Origin of the sequence: Leifsonia sp. T36S-04, assembly GCF_042465655.1 — a bacterium.
Lineage (GTDB): Bacteria > Actinomycetota > Actinomycetes > Actinomycetales > Microbacteriaceae > Leifsonia.
Window position 1 is genome coordinate 170,477 of the sequence record NZ_CP146286.1, and the last position, 21,697, is coordinate 192,173.

The 21,697-nt window shown below is 69.9% G+C and carries 20 protein-coding genes; 9 read left to right on the plus strand and 11 right to left on the minus strand.

What is annotated here, in order from left to right:
• Positions 1-2 precede the first annotated feature (2 nt).
• Positions 3-1,697: a DHA2 family efflux MFS transporter permease subunit gene (locus P3F85_RS00865; RefSeq protein ID WP_374009380.1), complete on the plus strand. Its 1,695-nt coding sequence runs from the start codon at positions 3-5 to the stop codon at positions 1,695-1,697.
• Between the two features lie 81 nt (positions 1,698-1,778).
• Here the strand turns inward: P3F85_RS00865 and P3F85_RS00870 are convergent, their stop codons facing one another.
• The 5 genes from P3F85_RS00870 to P3F85_RS00890 form a co-directional block, all read right to left on the minus strand.
• A complete protein-coding gene (locus P3F85_RS00870; RefSeq protein WP_374010975.1) occupies positions 1,779-2,645 on the minus strand; it encodes a VOC family protein in 867 nt (288 codons plus the stop codon).
• A 62-nt stretch (positions 2,646-2,707) separates the two neighbouring features.
• Positions 2,708-3,394: an RraA family protein gene (locus P3F85_RS00875; protein WP_374009381.1), complete on the minus strand. Its 687-nt coding sequence runs from the start codon at positions 3,392-3,394 to the stop codon at positions 2,708-2,710.
• A gap of 67 nt (positions 3,395-3,461) precedes the next feature.
• Complete coding sequence (locus tag P3F85_RS00880; RefSeq protein ID WP_374009382.1) at positions 3,462-4,364, minus strand: phosphoribosylaminoimidazolesuccinocarboxamide synthase; 903 nt, start codon at positions 4,362-4,364, stop codon at positions 3,462-3,464.
• Between the two features lie 30 nt (positions 4,365-4,394).
• Positions 4,395-4,760, minus strand: coding sequence for an SHOCT domain-containing protein (locus P3F85_RS00885; RefSeq protein ID WP_374009383.1), 366 nt, complete (start codon positions 4,758-4,760; stop codon positions 4,395-4,397).
• 10 nt (positions 4,761-4,770) lie between these two features.
• Positions 4,771-5,217, minus strand: coding sequence for a DUF6325 family protein (locus P3F85_RS00890; RefSeq protein WP_374009384.1), 447 nt, complete (start codon positions 5,215-5,217; stop codon positions 4,771-4,773).
• A gap of 180 nt (positions 5,218-5,397) precedes the next feature.
• Between P3F85_RS00890 and P3F85_RS00895 the strand changes: the two genes are divergently transcribed.
• A complete protein-coding gene (locus tag P3F85_RS00895; protein WP_374009385.1) occupies positions 5,398-6,642 on the plus strand; it encodes an FAD-binding protein in 1,245 nt (414 codons plus the stop codon).
• Between the two features lie 96 nt (positions 6,643-6,738).
• Here P3F85_RS00895 and purD read toward each other — a convergent pair whose 3' ends face one another.
• The gene (gene purD / locus P3F85_RS00900) at positions 6,739-7,995 is read right to left on the minus strand and encodes a phosphoribosylamine--glycine ligase (RefSeq protein ID WP_374009386.1); all 1,257 of its coding nucleotides are present in this window, start codon (positions 7,993-7,995) and stop codon (positions 6,739-6,741) included.
• Positions 7,996-8,051: 56 nt separating this feature from the next.
• On the opposite strand from purD, the gene P3F85_RS00905 reads away from it, so the two are divergent.
• The 5 genes from P3F85_RS00905 (at position 8,052) to P3F85_RS00925 (ending at position 13,252) form a co-directional block, all read left to right on the plus strand.
• Positions 8,052-8,408: a sterol carrier family protein gene (locus P3F85_RS00905; protein WP_374009387.1), complete on the plus strand. Its 357-nt coding sequence runs from the start codon at positions 8,052-8,054 to the stop codon at positions 8,406-8,408.
• Positions 8,409-8,676: 268 nt separating this feature from the next.
• Positions 8,677-9,078, plus strand: a complete 402-nt coding sequence (locus P3F85_RS00910; protein ID WP_374009388.1) for a hypothetical protein — start codon at positions 8,677-8,679, stop codon at positions 9,076-9,078.
• Between the two features lie 29 nt (positions 9,079-9,107).
• Complete coding sequence (gene purF, locus P3F85_RS00915; RefSeq protein WP_374009389.1) at positions 9,108-10,679, plus strand: amidophosphoribosyltransferase; 1,572 nt, start codon at positions 9,108-9,110, stop codon at positions 10,677-10,679.
• 101 nt (positions 10,680-10,780) lie between these two features.
• Entirely contained in the window at positions 10,781-11,902 is a 1,122-nt protein-coding gene (purM, locus tag P3F85_RS00920; RefSeq protein ID WP_374009390.1) for a phosphoribosylformylglycinamidine cyclo-ligase, read from the plus strand.
• Between the two features lie 60 nt (positions 11,903-11,962).
• Positions 11,963-13,252 (plus strand): Calx-beta domain-containing protein, encoded by a 1,290-nt coding sequence (locus P3F85_RS00925; RefSeq protein ID WP_374009391.1) that lies wholly within the window; start codon positions 11,963-11,965, stop codon positions 13,250-13,252.
• 23 nt (positions 13,253-13,275) lie between these two features.
• Here the strand turns inward: P3F85_RS00925 and P3F85_RS00930 are convergent, their stop codons facing one another.
• Positions 13,276-13,497, minus strand: coding sequence for a DUF3073 domain-containing protein (locus P3F85_RS00930; RefSeq protein ID WP_374009392.1), 222 nt, complete (start codon positions 13,495-13,497; stop codon positions 13,276-13,278).
• Positions 13,498-13,638: 141 nt separating this feature from the next.
• On the opposite strand from P3F85_RS00930, the gene P3F85_RS00935 reads away from it, so the two are divergent.
• Positions 13,639-14,712, plus strand: a complete 1,074-nt coding sequence (locus P3F85_RS00935; protein WP_374009393.1) for an NAD(P)-binding domain-containing protein — start codon at positions 13,639-13,641, stop codon at positions 14,710-14,712.
• A 153-nt stretch (positions 14,713-14,865) separates the two neighbouring features.
• Here P3F85_RS00935 and P3F85_RS00940 read toward each other — a convergent pair whose 3' ends face one another.
• From P3F85_RS00940 to P3F85_RS00955, 4 genes are read right to left on the minus strand one after another with little or no spacing between them, the layout of a single operon-like run.
• Complete coding sequence (locus P3F85_RS00940) at positions 14,866-16,947, minus strand: glycogen debranching N-terminal domain-containing protein (protein ID WP_374009394.1); 2,082 nt, start codon at positions 16,945-16,947, stop codon at positions 14,866-14,868.
• Positions 16,944-17,858 carry a carbohydrate ABC transporter permease gene (locus tag P3F85_RS00945; RefSeq protein ID WP_374009395.1) on the minus strand — a complete coding sequence of 305 codons (915 nt, stop codon included), beginning with the start codon at positions 17,856-17,858 and terminating at the stop codon, positions 16,944-16,946. The genes P3F85_RS00940 and P3F85_RS00945 overlap by 4 nt, the downstream gene beginning before the upstream one ends.
• The gene (locus tag P3F85_RS00950; RefSeq protein WP_374009396.1) at positions 17,855-18,973 is read right to left on the minus strand and encodes a carbohydrate ABC transporter permease; all 1,119 of its coding nucleotides are present in this window, start codon (positions 18,971-18,973) and stop codon (positions 17,855-17,857) included. The genes P3F85_RS00945 and P3F85_RS00950 overlap by 4 nt, the downstream gene beginning before the upstream one ends.
• 53 nt (positions 18,974-19,026) lie before the next feature.
• On the minus strand, positions 19,027-20,277 hold the full coding sequence (locus P3F85_RS00955) for an extracellular solute-binding protein (RefSeq protein WP_374009397.1): 1,251 nt from the start codon (positions 20,275-20,277) through the stop codon (positions 19,027-19,029).
• Between the two features lie 326 nt (positions 20,278-20,603).
• Here P3F85_RS00955 and P3F85_RS00960 point away from each other — a divergent pair, with 326 nt between their 5' ends.
• On the plus strand, positions 20,604-21,650 hold the full coding sequence (locus P3F85_RS00960; protein WP_374009398.1) for a LacI family DNA-binding transcriptional regulator: 1,047 nt from the start codon (positions 20,604-20,606) through the stop codon (positions 21,648-21,650).
• Positions 21,651-21,697: the final 47 nt, after the last annotated feature.

Below are 21,697 nucleotides of genomic sequence, written 5' to 3' on the forward strand. Positions count from 1 at the left end.
CAATGGAACGCGAATTGAAGCCATGGCCGGCCCTCTGGGCACTGGTCATCGGGTTCTTCATGATCCTGATCGACACGACCATCGTGTCGGTCGCCAACCCCTCGATCATGAAGGGCCTCAACCTCGGGACGGACTACAACGCCGTCATCTGGGTGACGAGCGCCTACCTCCTCGCCTACGCGGTGCCGCTGCTCATCACCGGGCGTCTGGGCGACCGGTTCGGCCCGAAGAACCTCTACCTCTCCGGCCTGGTGGTCTTCACGCTGGCCTCGGCCTGGTGCGGGTTCTCCGGCAGCATCGGCATCCTGATCGCCGCCCGTGTCGTGCAAGGCCTCGGCGCCGCGCTGATGACGCCCCAGACGATGGCCGTCATCACCCGGATCTTCCCGCCCGAGCGCCGCGGTGCGGCCATGGGCCTGTGGGGTGCGGTCGCGGGCGTGGCGACTCTGGTCGGCCCGATCCTCGGCGGCGTCCTCGTCGACAGCCTCGGCTGGGAGTGGATCTTCTTCATCAACGTCCCCGTGGGCATCGTGGCGTTCATCCTCGCGGCCCGGCTGGTCCCGAAGCTGCCGACGCACAATCACAGCTTCGACATCCTCGGTGTGGTCCTGTCGGCGGTCGGCATGTTCCTCCTGGTGTTCGGCCTCCAGGAGGGCAGCACCTACGACTGGGGCGTCATCTGGGGTCCGATCACCGTCTGGGGCCTGATCATCGCGGGCATCGTGGTGCTGGCGGCCTTCGTCGTCTGGCAGGCCTTCAACAAGAAGGAGCCACTGCTCCCGCTTCCGCTGTTCCGCGACCGCAACTTCTCGCTGTCGAACGCCGCGATCACCGCCGTCGGGTTCTCCGTGACCTGCATGGCGCTGCCGCTGGTGTTCTACTTCCAGACCGTCCGCGGCCTGACCCCGACGCAGTCGGCGCTGATGCTGGCACCGATGGCCATCGCCACCGGAGTGCTCGCCCCCGTCGTCGGACGCCTGATCGACCGCGTGAACCCGCGGAACATCGCGGTCGCCGGCCTGCTGCTCTTCGCGCTGTCCCTCGGCCTCTACTCGTGGATGCTGTCCCCGGACGTCAACATCTGGCTGCTGCTCATCCCGAGCTTCACGCTGGGTATCGCGATGTCGGGTGTGTGGGGTCCGATCTCGACCACGGCCACCCGCAACCTGCCGCTGAACCAGGCAGGTGCAGGGTCCGGCGTCTTCAACACGACGCGGCAGATCGGCGCGGTGCTGGGAAGCGCATCCATCGCCGCCCTGATCTCGGGCCGGCTGGCGGCCGACCTGCCGAAGCTCCCGGGCGGCGGCGCGCCGTCCGAGGTGGGCGCGGGCACCGAGCTGCCGACCGTCCTGCACGCCGGATTCACCCAGGCGATGTCGGAGTCGCTGCTGCTGCCTGCCGCGGTCGCGTTCCTCGGCGCGCTGATCGTGATGTGGTGGGAGCGGCCCAAGCCGCGTGCGTGGGGAGAGGGTGCGGGTGCTCCGGCAGCCGCAGCCGCAGCTGCCACAGCCTCCTCCTCGCAGGAGCCGGTCGCCGTCGGAGCGACGGAAGCCACGACCCACGGTGCTCACGCGGCTCCCGTGCCCGTGGATGCGACACCTCACGGTTCGCACGCCGCCGACGTCCCGCCCGCGACGGACGTCGCGCCCGGCGAGGAGCCGCCGCACGGCGTTCACGCCGCTCCGGTCACCGACTGACGCGAACCCGCCTCACGAAAGCGGAGGAGGTCGCAGCCAACCCGGCTGCGACCTCCTCCCTTCTCCGTAGATCGGCCCCGCTCAGGACCGGATCTCCTCCGTCTCCGTCACCACCCGGACCGCGTTCGCCCACGGATCGTCGAATTCGACCGATCGTCCGTCGTCGCGCGCGGCGATGCCGTAGTGCCGCATCCGCTCGCTCAGCTCCCCGACGTCGTCGGCCGACGGCACGCGGATCTCGACCTGGCCGAGTCCCAGGGCCAGTTGCCGGCGACCGGCGCCGCGGCTGTTCCACGTGTTCATGGCCATGTGGTGGTGGTACCCGCCCGCGCTCACGAACAGCGCACTGCCGCCGAGCTCCGCGGTCGTCTCGAAACCGAGCCGGTCGACGTAGAACGCTCGCGCCGAGGCGACGTCTCCCACCGACAGGTGCACGTGTCCGACACCGGCATCGCCGAACGGGACGAGCCCATCGGCGTCCTCCGCGAGTGCGGCTCCGCGCTCGGTGAGGTGCTCGGTGAGGAACCCGTTCGGGTCGAGGTACAGCGTCGCCATCTCGACCTGCCCGTGGGTCCAGCTCCACTGGCTGCGGTCACGGTCCCAGTACAGCTCGACGCCGTTGCCCTCCGGGTCGGTGAAGTAGAACGCGGTGCTCACCAGGTGATCGGCGCTGCCCGTGAAGGTGCCCGGCGCGCGGCGGGCGACCGAGTAGACGGCAGCGGCCAGCGCCTCTTGCGAGTCGAAGAGGATCGCCGTGTGGAAGAGGCCGGCTTCGCCGGGCGAGGCATGCCGCAGCTCCGGGGCATGCTCGAGGATCACGGCCGGTGTCGCCCCGCGGCCCAGGATGACGCGGCCGCCCTCGGCGGCGAGCACGCTGAGCGTGACGGCGTCGCGATAGTAGGCGGTCATGGCGTCGAGGTCGGCGACGCGGAGGGTGACCGCCCCCATGGTGGAGGCGGCGGGTAAGAGTTCTGGCACACCGATAGAACACCGGGCGGACCGGCACTATTTCATGTCTCGATCGCACCGCCGTTCGCGGCGAGGTAGCGGCGGAGAGTGAGCGTCGGATCGGCGGCCTGCTCACGCCGGTAGCGAGCGAAGTCGAGCTGGTCGCGCAGCGAGAGGCCGTCGCGCATCCGCCCGGCCTGCGCCCCTTCGACGGCCTGGATGCGGAGCGCCTCGGCGAACAGCCGCTCGCGATCGGCGGCGGCGAGCACGAGCACGCCGTCGTCGTCCGCGACGATCCAGTGGTCGGGTGTGACGGCCATGCCGTCCAGGAACGCGGACCGCATCGCTGTGCCCGCGGGCGGCACCCGGCGTGGGCCGAAGGGATGCGCCCCCCGACTGAATACCGGGAGCCCGATCTCGCGCAGCTGCGCGGTGTCCCTGTGCCGTCCCCAGATCACGGCGCCGGAGAGCCCCGCGGTCGCCGCCTCGAGCAGCATGAGGTCGCCGACGCAGGCCTCATCGTCGCGGCCGCCGTTGTCCACGACCAGCACCGCGCCCGGCGGTGCGTCGTCGATCGTCTCGAGCAGCACATCCACGCTCCCGAGATGCGTGACAGGAGCGGCAGGGCCGGAGAAGGGCCGGCCGGGAAGCAGGGCGACCAGGCCGACCGGCGCGGTGCCGACCGGGATGCCGAGACGGACGGCGGCGTCGGCGACCGCGGCCGTGGCGGGAGGGGTGTTCGCGTCCATGAGCGGACGCTATACCCGGCGGCATGCAACCGGGGGCATGCGTTTGGGGCATGCGTTCGGGGAATGGCTACTCCCCGGTCAGCCGCTCCAGCAGCTCGCGGTAGCGCGCGGCCGTCCGGTCGACGATGTCGGTCGGCAGCCCGGGAGGTGTCCCGGTCTTGTCCCAGTGGGCGGCGAGCCAGTCGCGGACGATCTGCTTGTCGAAGCTCGCCATCCGCTCCTCCGCCGTGCCGCCCGCGGCGTACACCGCCGCATCCCAGAACCGGCTGGAGTCGCTCGTGAGCACCTCGTCGGCGAGCGTGATCTCGCCGGTGCTGCGGTCCGCCCCGAACTCGAACTTCGTGTCGGCGATGATGACGCCGCGGTCCTCCGCGATCGCGGAACCGCGCGCGTACACGTGGAGGGAGAGGCGCCGCAGCTCCTCGGCCACCTCGGCGCCGACCAGTTCGACCGTCCGCTCGAAGCTGATGTTCTCGTCGTGCTGACCGAGCGGGGCCTTCCAGGCCGGTGTGTAGATCGGCTCCGGCAGCCGGTCGCCGTTCGCGAGGCTGGACGGCAGCGGGATGCCGCAGACGCTCTGCGATTCGCGGTACTCGGCCCATCCGCTGCCGGTGAGGTAGCCGCGGACGACGCACTCCACCGGGAACATGTCGAGCGGCTTCACCAGCATCGAGCGGCCGGAGACGGCCGACGGGATGCGCTCGACGACGCGATCCCCGACCAGGGTGTGGTCCGGGATGAGGTGGTTCGGAACATCGGTCAGCTGGTCGAACCACCACAGGCTCAGCGTGGTGAGCAACTCGCCCTTGCCCGGGATGCCCGGCTCGAGCACGTGATCGAACGCGCTCACCCGGTCGCTGGCGACGACGAGCACGCTGTCGGTGTCAGCGAGCCCGCCTGCGCCCTCGGGCACGAACAGGTCGCGCACCTTGCCCGAGTAGACGTGGTCCCAGCCCGGAAGTTCGCTCACCCGTCCATCGTAGAGGGATGCGCCCCCGCGCTACGCGAGTAGCTTCGCCTTCGCAGCGGCGAATTCCTCGTCGGTCAGCACGCCCTGGGAGTGCAGCGTGGCGAGCTGCTGCAGCTTCGCCATCATGTCGTCGCCGCCTCCCGCGGGAGCGGCCGCCGCCGCCGGTGCCGCCTGCTGTTGCATCGCAGCCTGCTGGGCCGCCGCCTGCTGCGCCATCTGCTGCATCTGCGCCTGCTGCTGCTGTTCCTCGTACTGCTGCTGCTCGTACTGGTTCTGGGCCTTCTCCTGCTGGTGGCGCTGCACGCTTCCGGAGACCGCCGTAGCGGTTCCGGCGACGACCGCCGTGCGCGCCGCCATCCCGATCAGTCCCGGGCGTCCCATTCGTCTCAACGGCATGGTGTCCTCCTCAGCTCTCCGTGGTTTCGAGTTCTTCGTACGCCTCGGCGGCGACCGCGTTCAGCACGGGCGCCGGGATGCGCTCGCTGTGCAGCACAACGCCTCCGGACTCGAAGAAGCGGCTGGCGAGGGTCTTCGCCCACAGGTGCTCGATCACGAGGACCGCTCCCGTGGATCCGGGGTCGAGGAGTTCGGCGATCTGCTCCACATCCTCGTCGCCGGCGATGCCGCTGGCTTCGAGCGTGACGTCCGTCATCCCGATCTCGTCGCCGATCTGCTCCAGTTCGATGATGTCGACGCTCCCGTCGGGATGCCGCTCGACGAACACCAGGTCGAGGAGGCGGACTGTTCCGCTCTCGACGAGTTCCAGGATCGCCTCGACGACCCCCGGCGACGGTCTGTCCGTGTCGAACTGCGCGACCATGAACTCCGCCGGACCGTACTCGAATTCGGCCATGACAGCCCCTCTCTCAGGCGACCTACCCTGCTGTTGGGGGCACCATACTGCGCGGTTGTCGCGCCCGGCAACGCACGTTTTCCGCCGTCCCGCCGGGTCCGCGTGGGTCCGGTCACATCCGTAGGATGAGACGTGTCGAACGGCCGGCCGGCCGCTGGCGGGACCCGAGGAAGGGCCGTGATGCGCGAGAAGAACTGGGCAGGAAACTACGAGTACCGGGCCGAGCGGATCGCCCGCCCCCGGTCGGTGGAGGAGCTGCGCGACCTCGTCGTCGGCGCCCCGGCGGTCCGTGCGCTGGGCAGCCGGCACTCGTTCAACGACCTGGCTGACACGGACGGGCTGCTGGTGAGCACGGCCGATCTTCCGGGCGACGTGCGCATTAACCCGGCCACGCGGACGGTCACGGTCGGCGGCGGTGTCCGCTACGGCGACCTGGCGCAGCAGCTTCAGGATGCCGGGTGGGCCCTCCACAACCTCGCGTCACTGCCGCACATCTCCGTCGCAGGAGCGATCGCGACCGCGACCCACGGCTCGGGCGACCGCAACGGCAACCTGGCGACCGCTGTGTCCGGGCTGCGCATCCTGAACGGATCGGGCGAGCTGGTCGACCTGGCGCGCGGCGATGAGGACTTCGCCGGCGCGGTCGTCGGTCTCGGAGCCCTCGGCGTCGTGACCGAGGTGACCCTCGACATCCAGCCGACCTACGATGTGCGCCAGCGGCTCTTCGGCGGCGTGCCGTGGGACGCCGTGCTCGGCCGGTTCGACGAGCTCACCTCCGCCGCATACAGCGTCAGCCTTTTCACGACGTGGGACGAGGAGACGGTCTCGCTCGCCTGGCTCAAGGAACTCGACGGCGCGCAGACCGCCATCGGGGACGACTTCTTCGGTGCGCCGGCGCTGACCGAGGCGCGCCACATGATCGCGACCATGGACGTGCGCAACACGACCGAACAGCTCGGCGTCGCCGGCCCGTGGAGCGAGCGGCTGGCGCACTTCCGGTTCGCGTTCACGCCGTCCAACGGCGAGGAGATCCAGTCGGAGTACCTCGTCCCGCGGGCTCGGGCGGTGGAAGCGATCGAGGCGGTCCGGCGGCTCGCTCCCGTGATCGCGCCCCTGCTGCAGATCAGCGAGATCCGCACGATCGCGGCGGACGACCTGTGGCTGTCGACGGCCTACGGCACGGATGCGGTGGGACTCCACTTCACGTGGTTCCGGGATCAGGCCGGTGTGGAGGCGGTGCTCCCGCAGCTCGAGGCCGCCCTGCTGCCGCTCGGCGCGCGTCCGCACTGGGGCAAGCTCTATCTCGATCGCGACTCCCTCGTCCCGTCCCTCTACCCGGACCTCCCCGCGTTCGCCTCCCTCACGACCCGCTTCGACCCCGAGGCCCGCTTCCGCAACCCCTTCCTCACCCGCCTCCTCCCCTGACGCCTCCTCCCCACCATCGCTTCCTCACTTAATCCGCCGACACGCCGTTGCAACCGGGATTAACTGAGGAAGCGATTGTCGGAAAAGGGGGAGGGGTTAGGAGACGCGGGCGGCGATGTCGGTGCGGTACTGGGCGCCGGCGAGGTGGATGAGGTTCACGGCCTCGTAGGCGCGGGAGCGGGCCTCGGCGAAGCCGGTACCGCGCGCGACGACGGAGAGCACGCGGCCGCCCGCCGCGAGCAGCTCGCCCGTCGCCTCGTCGCGTGCCGTCGCCGCGTGGGCGATGGTCACCTCGGGAACGGCGGACGCGGCATCCAGCCCGGTGATGGGCCGGCCGGTCAGCGGAGCCTCGGGGTATCCCTCGCTCGCGAGAACGACGGTGACCGCGGTGTCGAGGGCGAACTCAGGACGCGGCATCCCGCCCAGACCGCCGGTCGCCGCCGCGTAGAGCAGCGTCGACAGCGGAGTGACCAGGCGCGGCAGGACCACCTGCGTCTCCGGGTCGCCGAAGCGCGCGTTGAACTCGATGACCCGGATGCCGCGCTCGGTGACGATCAGCCCGCAGTAGAGGAGGCCGATGAAGGGCGTCTGCTCGGCGGCGAGCGTCCGCACGGTCGGCAGGGCGATGGTGTCGATCACCTCGTCGACGAACGAATCCGGTAGCCAGGGGAGCGGGGAGTAGGCGCCCATCCCGCCGGTGTTGGGCCCGGCATCCCCGTCGAGCAGACGCTTGTAGTCCTGCGCCGGGGAGAGCGGGAGGACGTCGTGCCCGTCGCTGACGAGGAAGAGGGAGACCTCCTGGCCGTCGAGGAACTCCTCGATCAGCACACCTCCGTGCAGCAGCCAGTGGGTCGCGTGCTCGACGGCGGCGTCGCGGTCCTCGGTGACCAGCACGCCCTTGCCCGCGGCGAGCCCGTCCGCCTTCACGACGTAGGGAGCACCCAGCTCGTCGAGCGCTCGCTCCGCCTCGGCCAGGGTCTCTGCGCGCACCGCGCGTCCGGTCGGGACGCCCGCGGTATCCATGATCCGCTTGGCGAAAGCCTTGGAGCCCTCCAGCTGCGCGGCCGCCTTGCCAGGCCCGAAGACGGGGATGCCGCGCGTGCGCAGCGGGTCGGCGACTCCCGCGACGAGCGGAGCCTCCGGTCCGATGACGACCAGCTCGATGCCGTTCTCGATGGCGTACTCGGTGACCGCCTCGCCGTCGAGTGGATTGAGCCCCGGCTCGACCGGCACATCCTGCGCGATACCGGCGTTGCCGGGAGCCGCGACGATGTCGTGCGGCACGTCTTCGGCCTGCAGTGCGGTGATGATGGCGTGCTCGCGGGCACCGGAACCGAGGACGAGAATCTTCACGCCCCCATGCTAGAGGGAGCAGGATGCCGCCTGACTGCCGGTGGCAGGATGGACGCATGGCGAGAGCGAAGATCGGGGACGACGTCGGCGGCCCGGCCACCCGTGCGGCCGTCGCGGGAGGCGCGGACCGGAACACCACCGCGACCGCCGTACGCTACCTGCTCCAGCTGCTGGCGGAGCGTGCTCCGGGCAACACCGTCGAAGTGCGCGTGCCGCCGTTCGGTGCCGTGCAGTGCATCCCGGGCCCTCGCCACACGAGGGGAACGCCGCCGAATGTCGTCGAGACCGATGCGCAGACCTGGTTGGCGCTGGCGTCGGGGGCGATGAGCTGGGACGAGGGAGTCGCCTCCGGTGCCGTGCACGCCTCCGGTCAGCGTGCCTCGCTGGAGGGGCTCCTGCCTCTGCGCTACTGACGCGCCACCGACTCGCTACTGACGCGCCACCGACTCGCTACTGAGCCGCTCCTAACGCCGCGTCAGGGATGCACGCCGGAAACCACCGCGGCCACACCTGCGGACGCCAGGAGCAGGGCGAACGCGCCGGCCATGACGGGACCGAGAAGGGTTGTGCGGCGGGAAGCGCCGCCTGGTCGTGTGAATACGCTCATACCTCTTCAGACGGCCGGATCGCGCGAACGTGACGCCCGACGGCCGCCCAGTTTCGATCTGGAACAATGGAGTCATGAGCGACACCCCCGACGGCGACGAGCAGCTCGAGGAGACCGTCACTCCCTCCGAGGTCCGTGTGCGGCGCTCGCCGCGGTACTTCCGGTTCATGGTCACCGGCGCGGTCATCTTCGCGATCGTGGCGCTCGTCCTGACCTACTCGTTCCCCGAGAACCCCACCTACGACCGGGGGAGCGTCTTCGGCTTCCTGCTGGCGATCGGCGTGATCGTCGGCGTCGCCCTCGGAGCCGTCGTCGCCCTGGTCCTCGACCGTGTGACCTCTCGCAGAGCGCGCAGCGTCCAGGCGGATAGAATCGACGTGCGCCTCCCCGAGCCCGGTGCGTCGCCCGCGCGGCAGACCGGCTCGCAGCCGGAGCCCGGCACGCAGAACGACAGCACCAGCGACACCCAGAGCTGAACGACACGACTTCCTGAAAGGGGTCCGCTGTGACCCGAGGCGACGGCCTTCTCAGTCACGATCTTCTCCCCGGCGAGAAGGGGCCGCAGGACGCGTGCGGCGTCTTCGGCGTCTGGGCCCCCGGTGAGGAGGTCGCCAAGCTCAGCTACTTCGGCCTGTATGCGCTGCAGCACCGCGGGCAGGAGTCGGCGGGAATCGCGACCAGCGACGGCGACAAGATCCTCATCTACAAAGACATGGGTCTGGTCTCGCAGGTGTTCAACGAGAACGCCCTGAACTCGCTGCCCGGCCACATCGCCGTCGGCCACACGCGCTATTCGACCACCGGAGCCTCCAGCTGGCAGAACGCGCAGCCGACGCTCGGTTCCACCGCGAGCGGCACGGTCGCCCTCGGCCACAACGGCAACCTGACCAACACCGCAGAGCTCATGCAGCTCGTCCACGAGCGCTACCCGCAGCACGACGGCGAGCTGACGCGCGGCAACACGACCGACACCGCCGTGGTGACGGCGCTCCTCACGGGCGACCTCGATCACACGCTGGAGTCGACGGCGATGGATGTGCTCCCGCGTCTGCGCGGAGCGTTCTGCCTCGTCTTCATGGACGAGCACACGCTGTACGCGGCGCGCGACCCGCAGGGCGTCCGCCCGCTGGTCCTGGGTCGTCTGGACCGCGGCTGGGTCGTCGCCTCGGAGACCGCCGCACTCGACATCGTCGGAGCCAGCTTCGTCCGCGAGGTCGAGCCGGGCGAGTTGATCGTCATCGACGAGAACGGACTCCGCAGCCAGCGCTTCGCCACGGAGAAGCGCGCCGGCTGCGTCTTCGAGTACGTCTACCTGGCGCGGCCCGACACCACGATCGCGGGACGCGGGGTCTACGAGGCCCGCGTCGAGATGGGCCGCCAGCTCGCGCGCGAACACCCCGTCGAGGCCGACCTGGTCATCCCGACGCCCGAATCCGGCACGCCGGCAGCCATCGGCTACGCGCAGGCGTCGGGCATCCCGTTCGGCCAGGGCCTGGTGAAGAACTCCTACGTGGGCCGCACGTTCATCCAGCCGTCGCAGACCATCCGCCAGCGCGGCATCAAGCTCAAGCTGAACCCGCTCAAAGAGGTCATCAAGGGCAAGCGGCTGATCGTCGTCGACGACTCGATCGTCCGCGGCAACACGCAGCGCGCGCTGGTCTCGATGCTTCGGGAGGCGGGGGCCGCCGAGGTGCACGTCCGCATCTCCAGCCCGCCCATCACCTGGCCGTGCTTCTACGGCATCGACTTCGCCTCCCGTGCCGAGCTGATCGCGACCGGCCTGGGCGTGGACGAGGTGCGCCAGTCGATCGGCGCCGACAGCCTCGGCTACCTCTCCGAGGACGGCATGATCGGCGCCACCGAGCAGCCGCGCGAGCGCCTGTGCACCGCGTGCTTCACCGGCGTCTACCCGATCGAGCTGCCGGATGCGCACCACCTCGGCAAGAACCTGCTGGAGCGCCCCACCATCGCCGCAACGGACGACGGCTCCGACCCGACATCCGACGGCTGCGAGCCGGGCCCCGACTCCGAACTCGAGCCCCTCCTCTCCTTCGGAGACCCCGCCCGCCAGGAGTAGCCCCCGCCCGCCCCCAGCCGCCGAGCACAGGATATTTGTTGCCGAACGGCCGCATCCGTCGCATTTTTCCTGTGCTGGCGGGCCGCGGATACGATGGTGGGGTGACCGACTCGAGCGCCTCAACGTCCGCCTCCTATGCCGCCGCCGGCGTCGACACGGCAGCGGGTGACCGGGCGGTGGAGCTGATGAAGGCGGCCGTCGGCCGCACCCACGGCCCCGAGGTCCTCGGCGGTGTCGGCGGTTTCGCCGGACTGTTCGACGTCTCCTTCCTGCGCGACTTCCGGCGTCCGCTGCTGGCGACATCCACCGACGGCGTCGGCACCAAGGTCGCCATCGCGCAGGCGCTCGACAAGCACGACACCATCGGCCAGGACCTGGTCGGGATGGTCGTCGACGACATCGTGGTCGTGGGCGCGCGGCCCCTGTTCATGACCGACTACATCGCCTGCGGCAAGGTCGTCCCGGAGCGGATCGCCGCGATCGTCGAGGGCATCGCCCGGGCCTGCGAGCAGACCGGCACCGCGCTGGTCGGCGGCGAGACCGCCGAGCACCCCGGCCTGCTCGGTCCCGACGACTACGACGTCGCCGGAGCAGCCGTCGGCGCCGTCGAGGCGGATGCGGTGCTCGGTGCCGAGCGCGTCCGGGACGGCGACGTGGTGCTCGCCCTCGCCTCGTCCGGCCTGCACTCGAACGGCTTCTCGCTCGTCCGCCACATCCTCGCCGCCCGCGGCATCGGGTTCACCGACCACTCGCAGGAGTTCGGCGGCATCGTCGGCGAGGCCCTCCTCGAGCCGACCCGCCTGTACACGGCTCCCCTCCTGCGTGTGCTGCAGGATGCCTCCCTCGGCGGCGCCGTCCACTCGCTCAGCCACGTGACCGGCGGCGGAATCGCGGCCAACCTCGCCCGCGTCCTCCCCGTCGGCTCGTGGGTCGAGGTGGACCGCTCGACGTGGTCGCCCACGCCGGTGTTCCGCATCCTGAGCGATCTGGCGGGCACCACTCTGGAGTCGAGCGAGGGCACCTGGAACCTCGGCATCGGGATGTTCGCGGTCGTCGCACCCGAGGCGGCGGATGCCGTGGCCGCGGCGATCACGGCCGACGGCATCCCGACCTGGCGGGCGGGCACCGTATCCACCTCGACGCGCGAGCTCGCCGGTTTCGAGCAGGGCGCGAAGGGCGTCGACGGGGGCGCGGTCCGGCTGGTCGGCAGCTACGCCGGCTGACGTCGCGTCACCTGTTTTGGTCGGAGCGGCGCGCACGCAGCTCCGGATAGAGTGACGCGTGTGAGACGACCGCCCGCCCGCCTTCGCCTGGCTTGCGCTCTCGTTCTCGCCGGCGTCGGCGCGCTGATCGGCGCGGCGCCCGCGCTGGCCACCGCGGAGTCGTCCCCAGCGGCACCCGCCGCTCCCGCTCCTGCCCCAGCTGCACCCGCCGAGACTGCAGCCGCTCTCACTCCGCTCGTCGACTGTGTTCAGGATGCGCCCCTCGGCGCCGTCTCGGCACGCACCGTGGTGCTCGGCTACCGTTCGACAGCATCCACGGCCCTGACGGTGCCGGCTGCCTCCGGCCCCAACGACCTGACGTCCGGAGCAGCAGACCGCGGCCAGCCTTCCACGTTCCAGCCGGGCGAACATCACGGCGTGTGGCTGCTGACCCTGGATGCGGCGGCCGAGCCGGATCTGACCTGGCGGCTCGGGACAGCGGAGGCCGGTTTCGGCGCAGCTCCGGCGTGCACAGCGGCGACCGCCGTCACCGTGAGCGCGCCCGGCGGGGTCACCGCCGGCGGCCGGGCTTCCGTCGCGGCCGTCGTCTCGCGCCTGCTCCTCGGCGCCCCGGACGACGGCACGGTCGCGTTCGCCCTCGACGGCGGGGTTCCCGTCTCCGCTCCCGTCTCGGGCGGCGTCGCGCGCGCCGACCTCCCCGTCGACTCCGCGGGAGCCCACACCGTGACCGCGACCTACCAACCCGCACCCGGGTCGGCCTTGCTCTCCTCGGTGGGCACGGCGTCTCTGACGGCGACCTCAGCCAGTGCCCCTCTCGGAGTGGCGGTGGATTCGGTGGTCGCGGCGAGCTCGAGCGTCCTGGTCACCGTCACCCGGCCCACCGCCGACGGCTCCGCGACGGTCGAGGTGATGACCGCTGATGGCACGGCGACCGCCGGGAACGACTATTCCGCCGTGACGACCACGCTGGTCTTCGCCGACGGCCAGACGTCGGCGACCGCTTCCGTGCCCCTCCTGTCGCGGCGCGCCGGAGCTCCCGCCGCGATGTTCTTCGTGCTGCTGCAGCGCGCATCCACGTCGGTGTCCACGGCGTCCGCGACCGTCAGATTGCCCGCGGTGCCCGCTGCAGCCTCTGCGGGAGCAACCGCCGCTGCCGGCCACATCGTGACCGCGAGCGGAGCGTCCTCGGTGCTCCCGCCGGACGATCCGACGGGTGCCGTCGGGACGGACGCGCTCAACGCAGGGCAGAACCTCGCGATGCTGGTCGGCGGCCTGCTGCTCACCGGGGGAGGCATCGCCGGAGTGATCGGGCTCGTGCGTGCGGCTGCGCTTCGCAGCGCGCAGGCGTGAGCGACGTCGGGTGCGGAAGCGCGCTAAGCGCGCTTCGACGTGCCCGTTTCCTCGTCCTCGTCCTCGTACTCGAACGTGTCCTCAGGCTCGGTCGCGTACTCAGCCCACTTGTCGTATTGGCTGTCTTCGCTGTGGGAGTGACCGGTCAGCTCTCGCTCCAGCGCGTCGTAGTTCACATTCGGACTGAACGACTTCAGCTCGCGAGCGATCTTGGTGTGCTTCGCTTTTTGACGGCCGCGCCCCATGCGTGACCCCCTTTTGGTCCCAGCCCGCGCGAGAGACTCGCCGGGGATCCGATAGAAACAGTGAAAACTACGATTCAGTTTAGCATGCGGCCCCTCCGGTCCCCGGAGTCGGCGCACAGTGAGAAATGATGGGATGAGCACGTGAGCACGAGCAGGACCGACACCCAGGTGGTGGTCATCGGCGCGGGCCAGGCGGGCCTCGCCGTCGCCTACTACCTGCGTCGATTCGAGCTCACTCCGGGCGTCGATTTCATCATCTACGACCGCGGACCCCGCACCGGCGGAGCCTGGCAGCACCGGTGGGATGCTCTCAAGCTCGGAAGCGCCCATCACGTCAACGACCTCCCGGGCATGGCCGAGGTCGGGCTGAGCTTCGAGACGGCCGACCGCACCCTCCCGGCCCGGGATATCGTCGCCGGCTACTACCGCCGCTATGAGGAGTTCTACGGGCTCGACGTGCAGCGCCCGGTCACCGTGACGAGTGTCTTCGACCGGGGCGCGGACCTCATCGTCGAGCACACCGAGGGCGAGACCGCGACCAAGATCGTCGTCAACGCGACCGGCACCTGGGGGGCTCCGTTCGTTCCGTACTATCCGGGCGTGAACTCGTTCCGGGGCCGGCAGGTGCACACGTCGAGCTACCTCTCGGCGGAGGAGTTCGCGGGTCAGTCGGTCGTCGTCGTGGGCGGCGGCACGAGCGCGATCGGGTTCCTGCTCGAGCTGGAGGGCGTCGCCGCGTCGCTCACGTGGGCGACCCGGCGGCCGGTCGATTTCCGCGACGAGTCAGAGCTCACCATCGAGGGCGGCGTCGCCGCGGTGGCGATGCAGGACGCGGCCGCGCGCGCCGGCCAGGCCCTCCCGTCGATCGTGAGCGGGACGGGCGTGCCGCGTACCCGACGGATCGCCGCGGGAATCGAGCGCGGCGTCCTGATCGAGCGCGGGATGTTCACGCGGATCGAAGAGGACGGGGTGCGCTGGCCCGACGGCTCGTTCACCCAGGCCGACGCCATCATCTGGGCGACCGGATTCCGCCCGGAGCTTCGCCACCTCGCGCCACTGCGCCTGCGCGAGAAGACCGGCGGGCTGACCGTCGCGTCGGGCGCCTCGTGGCAGGATTCGCGCATCTTCCTGGCCGGATACGGTCCGCAAGCATCGACGATCGGGGCGAACCGCGCGGGCCGCATCATCGCCCGCCAGATCATGGCCCAGCTGTAGCCGCGGCCTGTTGCGGGGCCCGACCCTCCTCCGCCGAGTTGCGACAACAAGTCGCAACTCGACGCCCGAAACAGCAACGACTCACCACTCGCGCGACGTGGTGGAGCGTGAGGGACGCGGCGGGTGACGGGACGGACGGCCGCAGCCATCCCATCAGGCGGTCACGTCGCGGGGCTCGCCCGCGAAGCGGAGGCCGCGGATGCGCATGCTGCCCGCGGCCGGGTCGGGAGCGACCTCGAAGGTGCCAGCGGGTGCGTCCGTGCGCAGGCCGAGGCGGGCGCTCAGCACGGCCACGGCGGCGGCCGCCGACCACGCCTGGGGACGGCATGCGGCCGGATACGGGATGGGGGAGGCGGTCTCGTCCGCACTGTCCCCGGAGTGCAGTTCCGGCATGCGGTATCCGAAGCCGTCCGCGGCGGCGAGCAGGCCGTCGGCCAGCTGCGCGGCCTCGGATCGGAAGCCCTCGCGGGCGAGCCCGCTGATCGCGATCGCCGTGTCGTGCGCCCAGACGCTGCCGCCGTGGTAGCTCAGCGGCCAGTAGCCGTCGGAGTCGGTGGACATGGTCCGCAGCCCGTACCCCGACGACAGCTCGGGCGAGACGAGCCGGCGGGCGACGAGGGCCGCCTGTTCCGGCTCGAGGATTCCGGTCCCGAGCAGATGCCCGATGTTGCTGGTGACCGTGTCGACCTTCCGCTTGGCGGCGTCCAGCGCGACGGCGGGGTAGGCGCCTGCCGGGTCGTCGATCCAGAAGGCGTCGCTGAAGCGCGACTTGAGGTTCGCCGCCCAGGAGCGCCACTCGTCCCCGCCGGATCGCTCGAAGGCGTCCAACAGCTCGGCACCACCGACTGCCGCCTCGTAGGCGTATCCCTGCACCTCGCACAGCGCGATCGGGCCGTCGGCGAGCGTGCCGTCGCGCCACTGGATGGAGTCGCCCGAGTCCTTCCATCCCTGATTCGCGAGTCCGTGGCCTGTCGTGTCGACGTATTCCAGGAACCCGTCACCGTCGCTGTCGCCGAAGTCGCGCATCCACGCGAGCGCAGCCTCCAGATGCGGAAGGAGCGACTCGACCTCGTCGCGGGGCATGCCCCACTTCCACGCGTCGTGCAGCAGGCACACCCAGAGCGCGGTCGCGTCGACGGTGCCGTAGTAGAGCGGCGGCAGCACGACGTTCTCGCCCGGGATGGCGAGAGCGCCCGGCCGCAGCTCGTGCATGATCTTGCCCGGCTGCTCGGCCGTGGCGGCGACCGTCGCGCTGCCCTGATAGTGGGCGAGCACCCGGAGAGTGGATGCGGCGAGCTCGGTGCCGAGGGGGAGCACCATGCGTGCAGCCCACAGCGAGTCACGGCCGAAGAGGGTGAAGAACCACGGGGCTCCGGCGGCCAGGAAGACGTCGTCGGGCCGTTCGACCGTCGACATGCGCAGCGACTGCAGATCGGCGAGTGCACGCTCCAGCCAGGATGCGAGCCGCGAATCGCCGGTCTCGGCGCGGAACGCGGACCAGACCTCGGACGGCTCCGCACCCCCGACGACCGCGGTGGGGTCGTCCACCTCCGTGCGCCACTCGAGCGCCAGCTCGTCGTGCGGTCGCACCTCCACGTCCCATCGGAGTGTCACCGTGTCGTCGGCAACCGTTATCGCGGCGTCCGCACCGGTGACGCGAGCGGTGACGGCACCGCAGCGGAGAACCGCCCCGATCGCGCCGTCCGGCTCGACCGACACCGGGTGCTCGCTGCCGGTGAGGCCGGCCTTGAGCTGCTGCATCGGGGTGAAGTCCGCGCCGAGCTGCACCTCGACGACGGTGCTCAGCGGTGTCGAAAGGGCATTGCGCAGCACGATCCACTCGGACAGCACCCCCGGACGCACCCGTCGGGTCCGGTCGATCCGCACCCGCGGGTCGGCCGTCGCGTCGTCGATGGCCCGTGCCAGGGAGGTGAACGTCGCTGTGGCCGCGTCGGGGCCGGCCGTGGCGATGTGTTCGGGGGCGGCGCCGCCGACGGTGAGGAGGATGCGATCCAGCACGCGCAGATCCGAGTGGTGGAACCCGTGGATGCCGCGCCCTCCGAGACTCCCGGCGGTCCGCCCGTCGATCTGGCCGTCGGGAGCCGACCAGGCCTGGGAGGGCGCGGTCAGCACGACGGTGCTGTCGTGGAGGAGCGGCTGGAGGGGCTGAGTCATCGCGGGGGAGGTGCTTTCGTGGTCGTGGGTGATCGTCGGGGTCTCGAGTTCGGCGCTCATTCCTTGACCGCCCCGTCGCTGGAGTTCATGATGCGGCGCTGGAAGATGAAGAACAGGACGGCGACGGGGATGGTCATGATCGCCGCAGCCGCGAGCTTGAGCGGGTATTGACTGCCTTGGCTCAGTTGGCCGCTGGCGAGTCCGGCGACGCCCTTGGTGAGGGTCGTCAACGCAGGGCTCTGTGTCGAGACGATGAAGTGGGCGAGCTCGTTCCACGAGCCCTGGAACGACAGGATGATGATGGTGATCAGGGCGGGCCGTGCCATGGGCAGCACGATCGACCAGAACACGCGGAACGTTCCCGCGCCGTCGATGCGCGCCTGCTCCTCCACGCTCGCCGGGATGGACTCGAAGAAGTTCTTCATGATGAAGACTCCCGCCGCATCCGTCAGCAGCGGCAGGATCATGCCCGTGTAGGAGTCGTACATCCCGAGCTGGTTGATGACCAGGAACTTCGGGATGAGCAGCACCACCATGGGCACCGACATGACGGCGACCAGCGCCGCGAACACCACGGTGCGGCCCCGGAAGTGCAGCCGCGCCAGGGCATACCCGGCGAGCGAGTCGAAGAAGACGCGGCCGGCGGTGACGAAGATGGTCACGATCGCCGTGTTGCCGAACCACACCGGGAAGTCGGAGTTCAGGAAGAGCTTCGTATAAGCGGCCGCGGTGAAGGTCTGCGGGATCAGTCCGACCGGGTTCGACGAGGCCTCGGCGTCGGTCTTGAACGACGTGGCGAGCTGGATGAGGAACGGCATGATGTAGACGACGGCCAATGCGATGAGGATCGCGTAGGTGACCGACGTCGCGACCACCGTTCCCGTCGAACGCCGCCGCGGAGCCGAGGGGCGCCTGGCCGGCGGACGCGAAACCGCGGCCGTGCTCTCCGCCTGGACGATGCTCGTGGTCATCGGAGCGCTTCCTTCCGGTCTTCGGCGGCTGTGCTGGCAGAGCTCGGCGGCTGGTAGAGCCGCATCCGCCGTCTGGATACCTTTCGCTCGCTCAGCACCCACCGCTGGAAGAGGGTGAAGACGACGATGATGACGAACAGGATGAAGGCGATGGCGGCGCCCTGGCCCCACTCCTGATTGACGAACGAGGTCTGGTAAGAGAGGTATGCCGGCGTGAGGGTGGTCTTGCCCGGAGCGCCGCGGGTTCCGGTGTAGATCTGGTCGAACACCTGCCAGCAGCCGATGAGGCCCAGCGTCAGCACGGTGAACAGGGTCGGACGGAGCTGCGGGAGGGTGATCCGCCAGAAGCGCTGCCAGGCGCTCGCGCCATCCATCATCGCTGCCTCGGTGATGTCGCCGCCCAGATTCTGGAGCGCGGCCAGGAACAGGAGCATGAAGGTGCCGCTCGTGGTGAACACGGCCATGATGATGTAGGCCGACATCGCGACGGACGGGCCGCCCAGCCAGTCCCACCAGGAGACGCCGAGAGCGGTGTTCTGCGTGAGCGCGGCAGGTGCCTGCGCCACTCCGAGGGCGGCCAAGAGGTTGTGGATGATGCCGGACGGGTCGTTGAACCAGTTGGGGCCGTGGATGCCCACCCACGACAGCACCTTGTTGACAGCGCCGCTGGTGCTGAACAGGAAGAGCCACAGCACGGTGATCGCGACCGAGCTGGTGACGGAGGGGAAGTAGAAGGCGGTACGGAAGAAGCCGCGACCCCGCAGGATGGCCCGGTTCACGAGGATCGCGAGACCGAGCGACACCGCCGTCTGGATCGGCACCACGAGGACGACGTACCAGGCATTGTTCTTCAGCGACATCCCGAAGTCCTGCTCGGCGAGGCCGCCGCCTCCGAGCAGCGTTGCATAGTTCTTGAGACCGACGAAGTTCACGTCGGACGAGAAGGGGCTCCCGCGCCCTCCCCAGTCGGAGAAGCTCACCCAGAGCGCCATGAGCACGGGGATGACGAGGAACACCCCGAGCAGAACGATGACCGGGGCGGTGAACAACCACCCCGAGGCGGCCTCGCCGCGCCGGATTCCGGTGCGACGAGACCGACTCGTGGTTGCAGACATGACGTGTCCTTTTCTGCCGGGAGCGTTTCTGCGGGAAGGGATACTGCGCCGGGCTACTTCAGCGCTTCGAGGTTCTTCTGAGTGGCCTCGAGGATCGACTTCGGATCGCCTGTCGCCAGCGATTCGAGCTTGCTGTTCAGGTCGGTCACCACGTCGGCAGCACCCTTCGCGGTCGGAACGTTCTTGGCGTAGTCCGCGGCGGCGAGGAACGGCGCGAGCTCGGGGTTGGCCGACTTCCACTCGTCCGCGGCCGACTTGATCGACGGCATCGGTCCGAAGGCCTTCGAGAACGCCAGCTGGTCGCTCTTGCTGGTCAGCTTCTCGACCAGTTTGAGCGCGGCCGCCTGGTTGGGGCTGTCGGCGGCGATGCCCCAGCAGTTGGTGAACTGCAGCGTGCCCTGACCGGCCGGGCCCTTCGGCAGCTCGGCGATCGTGTACTTGACATTCGGGAAGTCGGACTTGAGGGCGCCGGTGATCCAGTTGCCCTCGATCGTCATCGCAGCGAGGCCCTTTCCGAACGCCTCTCCGCCCCAGCCTGCGCCGAGGTCTTTGGCGTACTCGAGGTCGCCGTCGTTCAGCATCTTCTTGACGAAGTCGAGAGCCTTCACGTTCGCCTCGCTGTCGGCGGTCGCCTTCGTGCTGTCGTCGTTCATGAGGTTGCCGCCGGCCTGAACCATGAACGAGCCGATGCGGGCGTACTCGCCCGAGATGCCGAGACCGACCTGGCTGCCGGTGGTGAGCTTCTTCGACACGGCTTCGAGCTGGTCCCACGTCTTCGGGATGTCGGAGTCGGTCAGCCCCGCCGCGGTCCAGGCCTCCGTGTTGATGATCAGCTGCAGCGTGGAGAAGTCTTTCGGAGCGCAATAGAACTTGCCGTCGTAGGTGAACGACTTCACCAGGCTCGGGTAGAAGTCGCTCTTGTTGCTGAGCTGGTCACCGTAGGCCAGTAGGGAGCCGTTGGAGGCGTAGCCGGCCAGGGCATCGGTCGACAGGTAGAAGACATCCGCCGGCTTCTTCGCCGCGAAGCCCTGTGAGAGCTGCTGGTTGAGGTCGCTGGCGGCGACCACGGTGGCCTTGGTGCCGGAGCCCTTCGCCCAGTCGCCGACCGCGGAGGTGACAGCTTTCGTCTCGGCGTCGCCCGACGACCCGATCATGACGGTGAGCGGCTTGCTCGACGACGTGAGCTTGCCGGTCGACGCGTCGCTGCTGCCGCCCCCGAAGCCCGAGCCGCACGCGGTCAGGGCGAGCGCGGTCGCGGCGGCGACGGCGCCGCTCGCGAGCAGGCGGTGTGTGATTCTGCGCATTCGTGTCTCCTCGGTGTGAGTGTGCCCGGTGTGCGGGTGCACGTGTGAAAGGCCGGAAAAACGGTGGACAACCCGTCCGGTAGGTCCCGTTGTGAACAACTTCGCGATCCGAGGACAGCAGGCTTCGATGCGGCGCTGCGGTGCGCGCATCCGACCTCCTTCGGTCCTGCCAACTGTCCCGGCTCACTCGTTTGATCGATCAAATCAACGACTGCTACGGTGAATTTGAACGATCAAACTGGGATGTCTGCCACAGTAGCCACGCGCTTCCGGAGGTGTCAAGCGGCCCAGTAAGGTCATATCCAGTCGACGAGGGAGGAGCCGCGATGGGTCTGCAGCCGACCGTCACCGACGTCGCCGGTGTCGCCGGGGTGTCCCGGCAGACCGTGTCGAACGTGCTCAACGCGCCCGAACTCGTGCGGCCGGAGACGCGCGAACGGGTCCAGGCGGCCATCCACACGCTCGGCTATCGGCCGCACGCGTCCGCCCGCAGACTGCGCACGCAGAAGAGTTCGACCATCGGCATCCGGCTCGACCCGATCACCCAGGACGGGATCTCGGGCAGCATCCTCGACCGCTTCCTGCACGCGCTCACCGAGCAGGCCGACCGGCAGGGGCTGCGCATGCTGCTGTTCACGGCGGCAGACCCCGAGGACGAGATCGAGCAGTTCCGTCGCCTGTCCGACGCGGCCGACGTGGATGCGTTCGTGCTCACGTCGACCTTCCACGGCGACCCGCGGACCGAGTGGCTGATCGAGAATGGCCAGTCCTTCGTCACCTTCGGGCGGCCGTGGGGGATCGACGACATGACCGACCCGGAGCATCTCTGGGTAGATGTGGATGGCCGCGCGGGACTGCGGGCGGCCACGGCCCACCTCCTGGCCGCCGCGGGACCGCGTGTCGGGTTCGTCGGCTGGCCCAGCGGGTCGGGCACCGGTGACGACCGTCGTGAAGGGTGGCGCGAGGCGATGCTCGCCGGGAGCGGACTCCCGCACGACGAGCTGCGGCTCCTCGACATCGCGACCGAGGACGGCGTGCCGTTCGGCGCGGAGGCGATCCGCCGTCTGGAGGCACAGGCCGGAACGCTCGACGGCGTCGTCTGCGCCTCCGATTCGCTGGCTCTCGGGGTGCTCACCGCGGCCGGCGGGCGGCCCCCGGTGGTCGGCTACGACGACACTCCGATCGCGGCCGCCCTGGGCTTCTCGAGTGTGGGCCAGCAACTCGACGAGGTCGCGGCGGGGGTGCTCGAACTGCTCACCGGGGCGCACGGCGGCAAGGTGCGCCCGGGCGAGGAACTCGCGGATCCGCGCCACCGCCTGGTCACGCCGCGGCTCGTCGTGCGCGATCGGCCCGCGCTGATCGGCCCGCGCTGATCGGCCCGCGCTGATCGGCCCGCGCTGATCACTCCTGAAATCCGGCC

Excerpts from the sequence above, each read along its gene's own strand:
- P3F85_RS00865 (WP_374009380.1), top strand. The coding sequence starts at position 3 with ATGGAACGCGAATTGAAGCCATGGCCGGCCCTCTGGGCACTGGTCATC.
- P3F85_RS00890 (WP_374009384.1), bottom strand. The coding sequence starts at position 5,217 with ATGGCCGAATTCGAGTACGGTCCGGCGGAGTTCATGGTCGCGCAGTTC.
- P3F85_RS00945 (WP_374009395.1), bottom strand. The coding sequence starts at position 17,858 with ATGACCACGAGCATCGTCCAGGCGGAGAGCACGGCCGCGGTTTCGCGT.
- P3F85_RS00955 (WP_374009397.1), bottom strand. The coding sequence starts at position 20,277 with ATGCGCAGAATCACACACCGCCTGCTCGCGAGCGGCGCCGTCGCCGCC.
- P3F85_RS00875 (WP_374009381.1), bottom strand. The coding sequence starts at position 3,394 with ATGGACGCGAACACCCCTCCCGCCACGGCCGCGGTCGCCGACGCCGCC.
- P3F85_RS00905 (WP_374009387.1), top strand. The coding sequence starts at position 8,052 with ATGGCGAGAGCGAAGATCGGGGACGACGTCGGCGGCCCGGCCACCCGT.
- P3F85_RS00930 (WP_374009392.1), bottom strand. The coding sequence starts at position 13,497 with ATGGGGCGCGGCCGTCAAAAAGCGAAGCACACCAAGATCGCTCGCGAG.
- P3F85_RS00910 (WP_374009388.1), top strand. The coding sequence starts at position 8,677 with ATGAGCGACACCCCCGACGGCGACGAGCAGCTCGAGGAGACCGTCACT.
- P3F85_RS00885 (WP_374009383.1), bottom strand. The coding sequence starts at position 4,760 with ATGCCGTTGAGACGAATGGGACGCCCGGGACTGATCGGGATGGCGGCG.
- P3F85_RS00895 (WP_374009385.1), top strand. The coding sequence starts at position 5,398 with ATGCGCGAGAAGAACTGGGCAGGAAACTACGAGTACCGGGCCGAGCGG.
- P3F85_RS00940 (WP_374009394.1), bottom strand. The coding sequence starts at position 16,947 with ATGAGCGCCGAACTCGAGACCCCGACGATCACCCACGACCACGAAAGC.
- P3F85_RS00950 (WP_374009396.1), bottom strand. The coding sequence starts at position 18,973 with ATGTCTGCAACCACGAGTCGGTCTCGTCGCACCGGAATCCGGCGCGGC.
- P3F85_RS00870 (WP_374010975.1), bottom strand. The coding sequence starts at position 2,645 with ATGGGGGCGGTCACCCTCCGCGTCGCCGACCTCGACGCCATGACCGCC.
- P3F85_RS00960 (WP_374009398.1), top strand. The coding sequence starts at position 20,604 with ATGGGTCTGCAGCCGACCGTCACCGACGTCGCCGGTGTCGCCGGGGTG.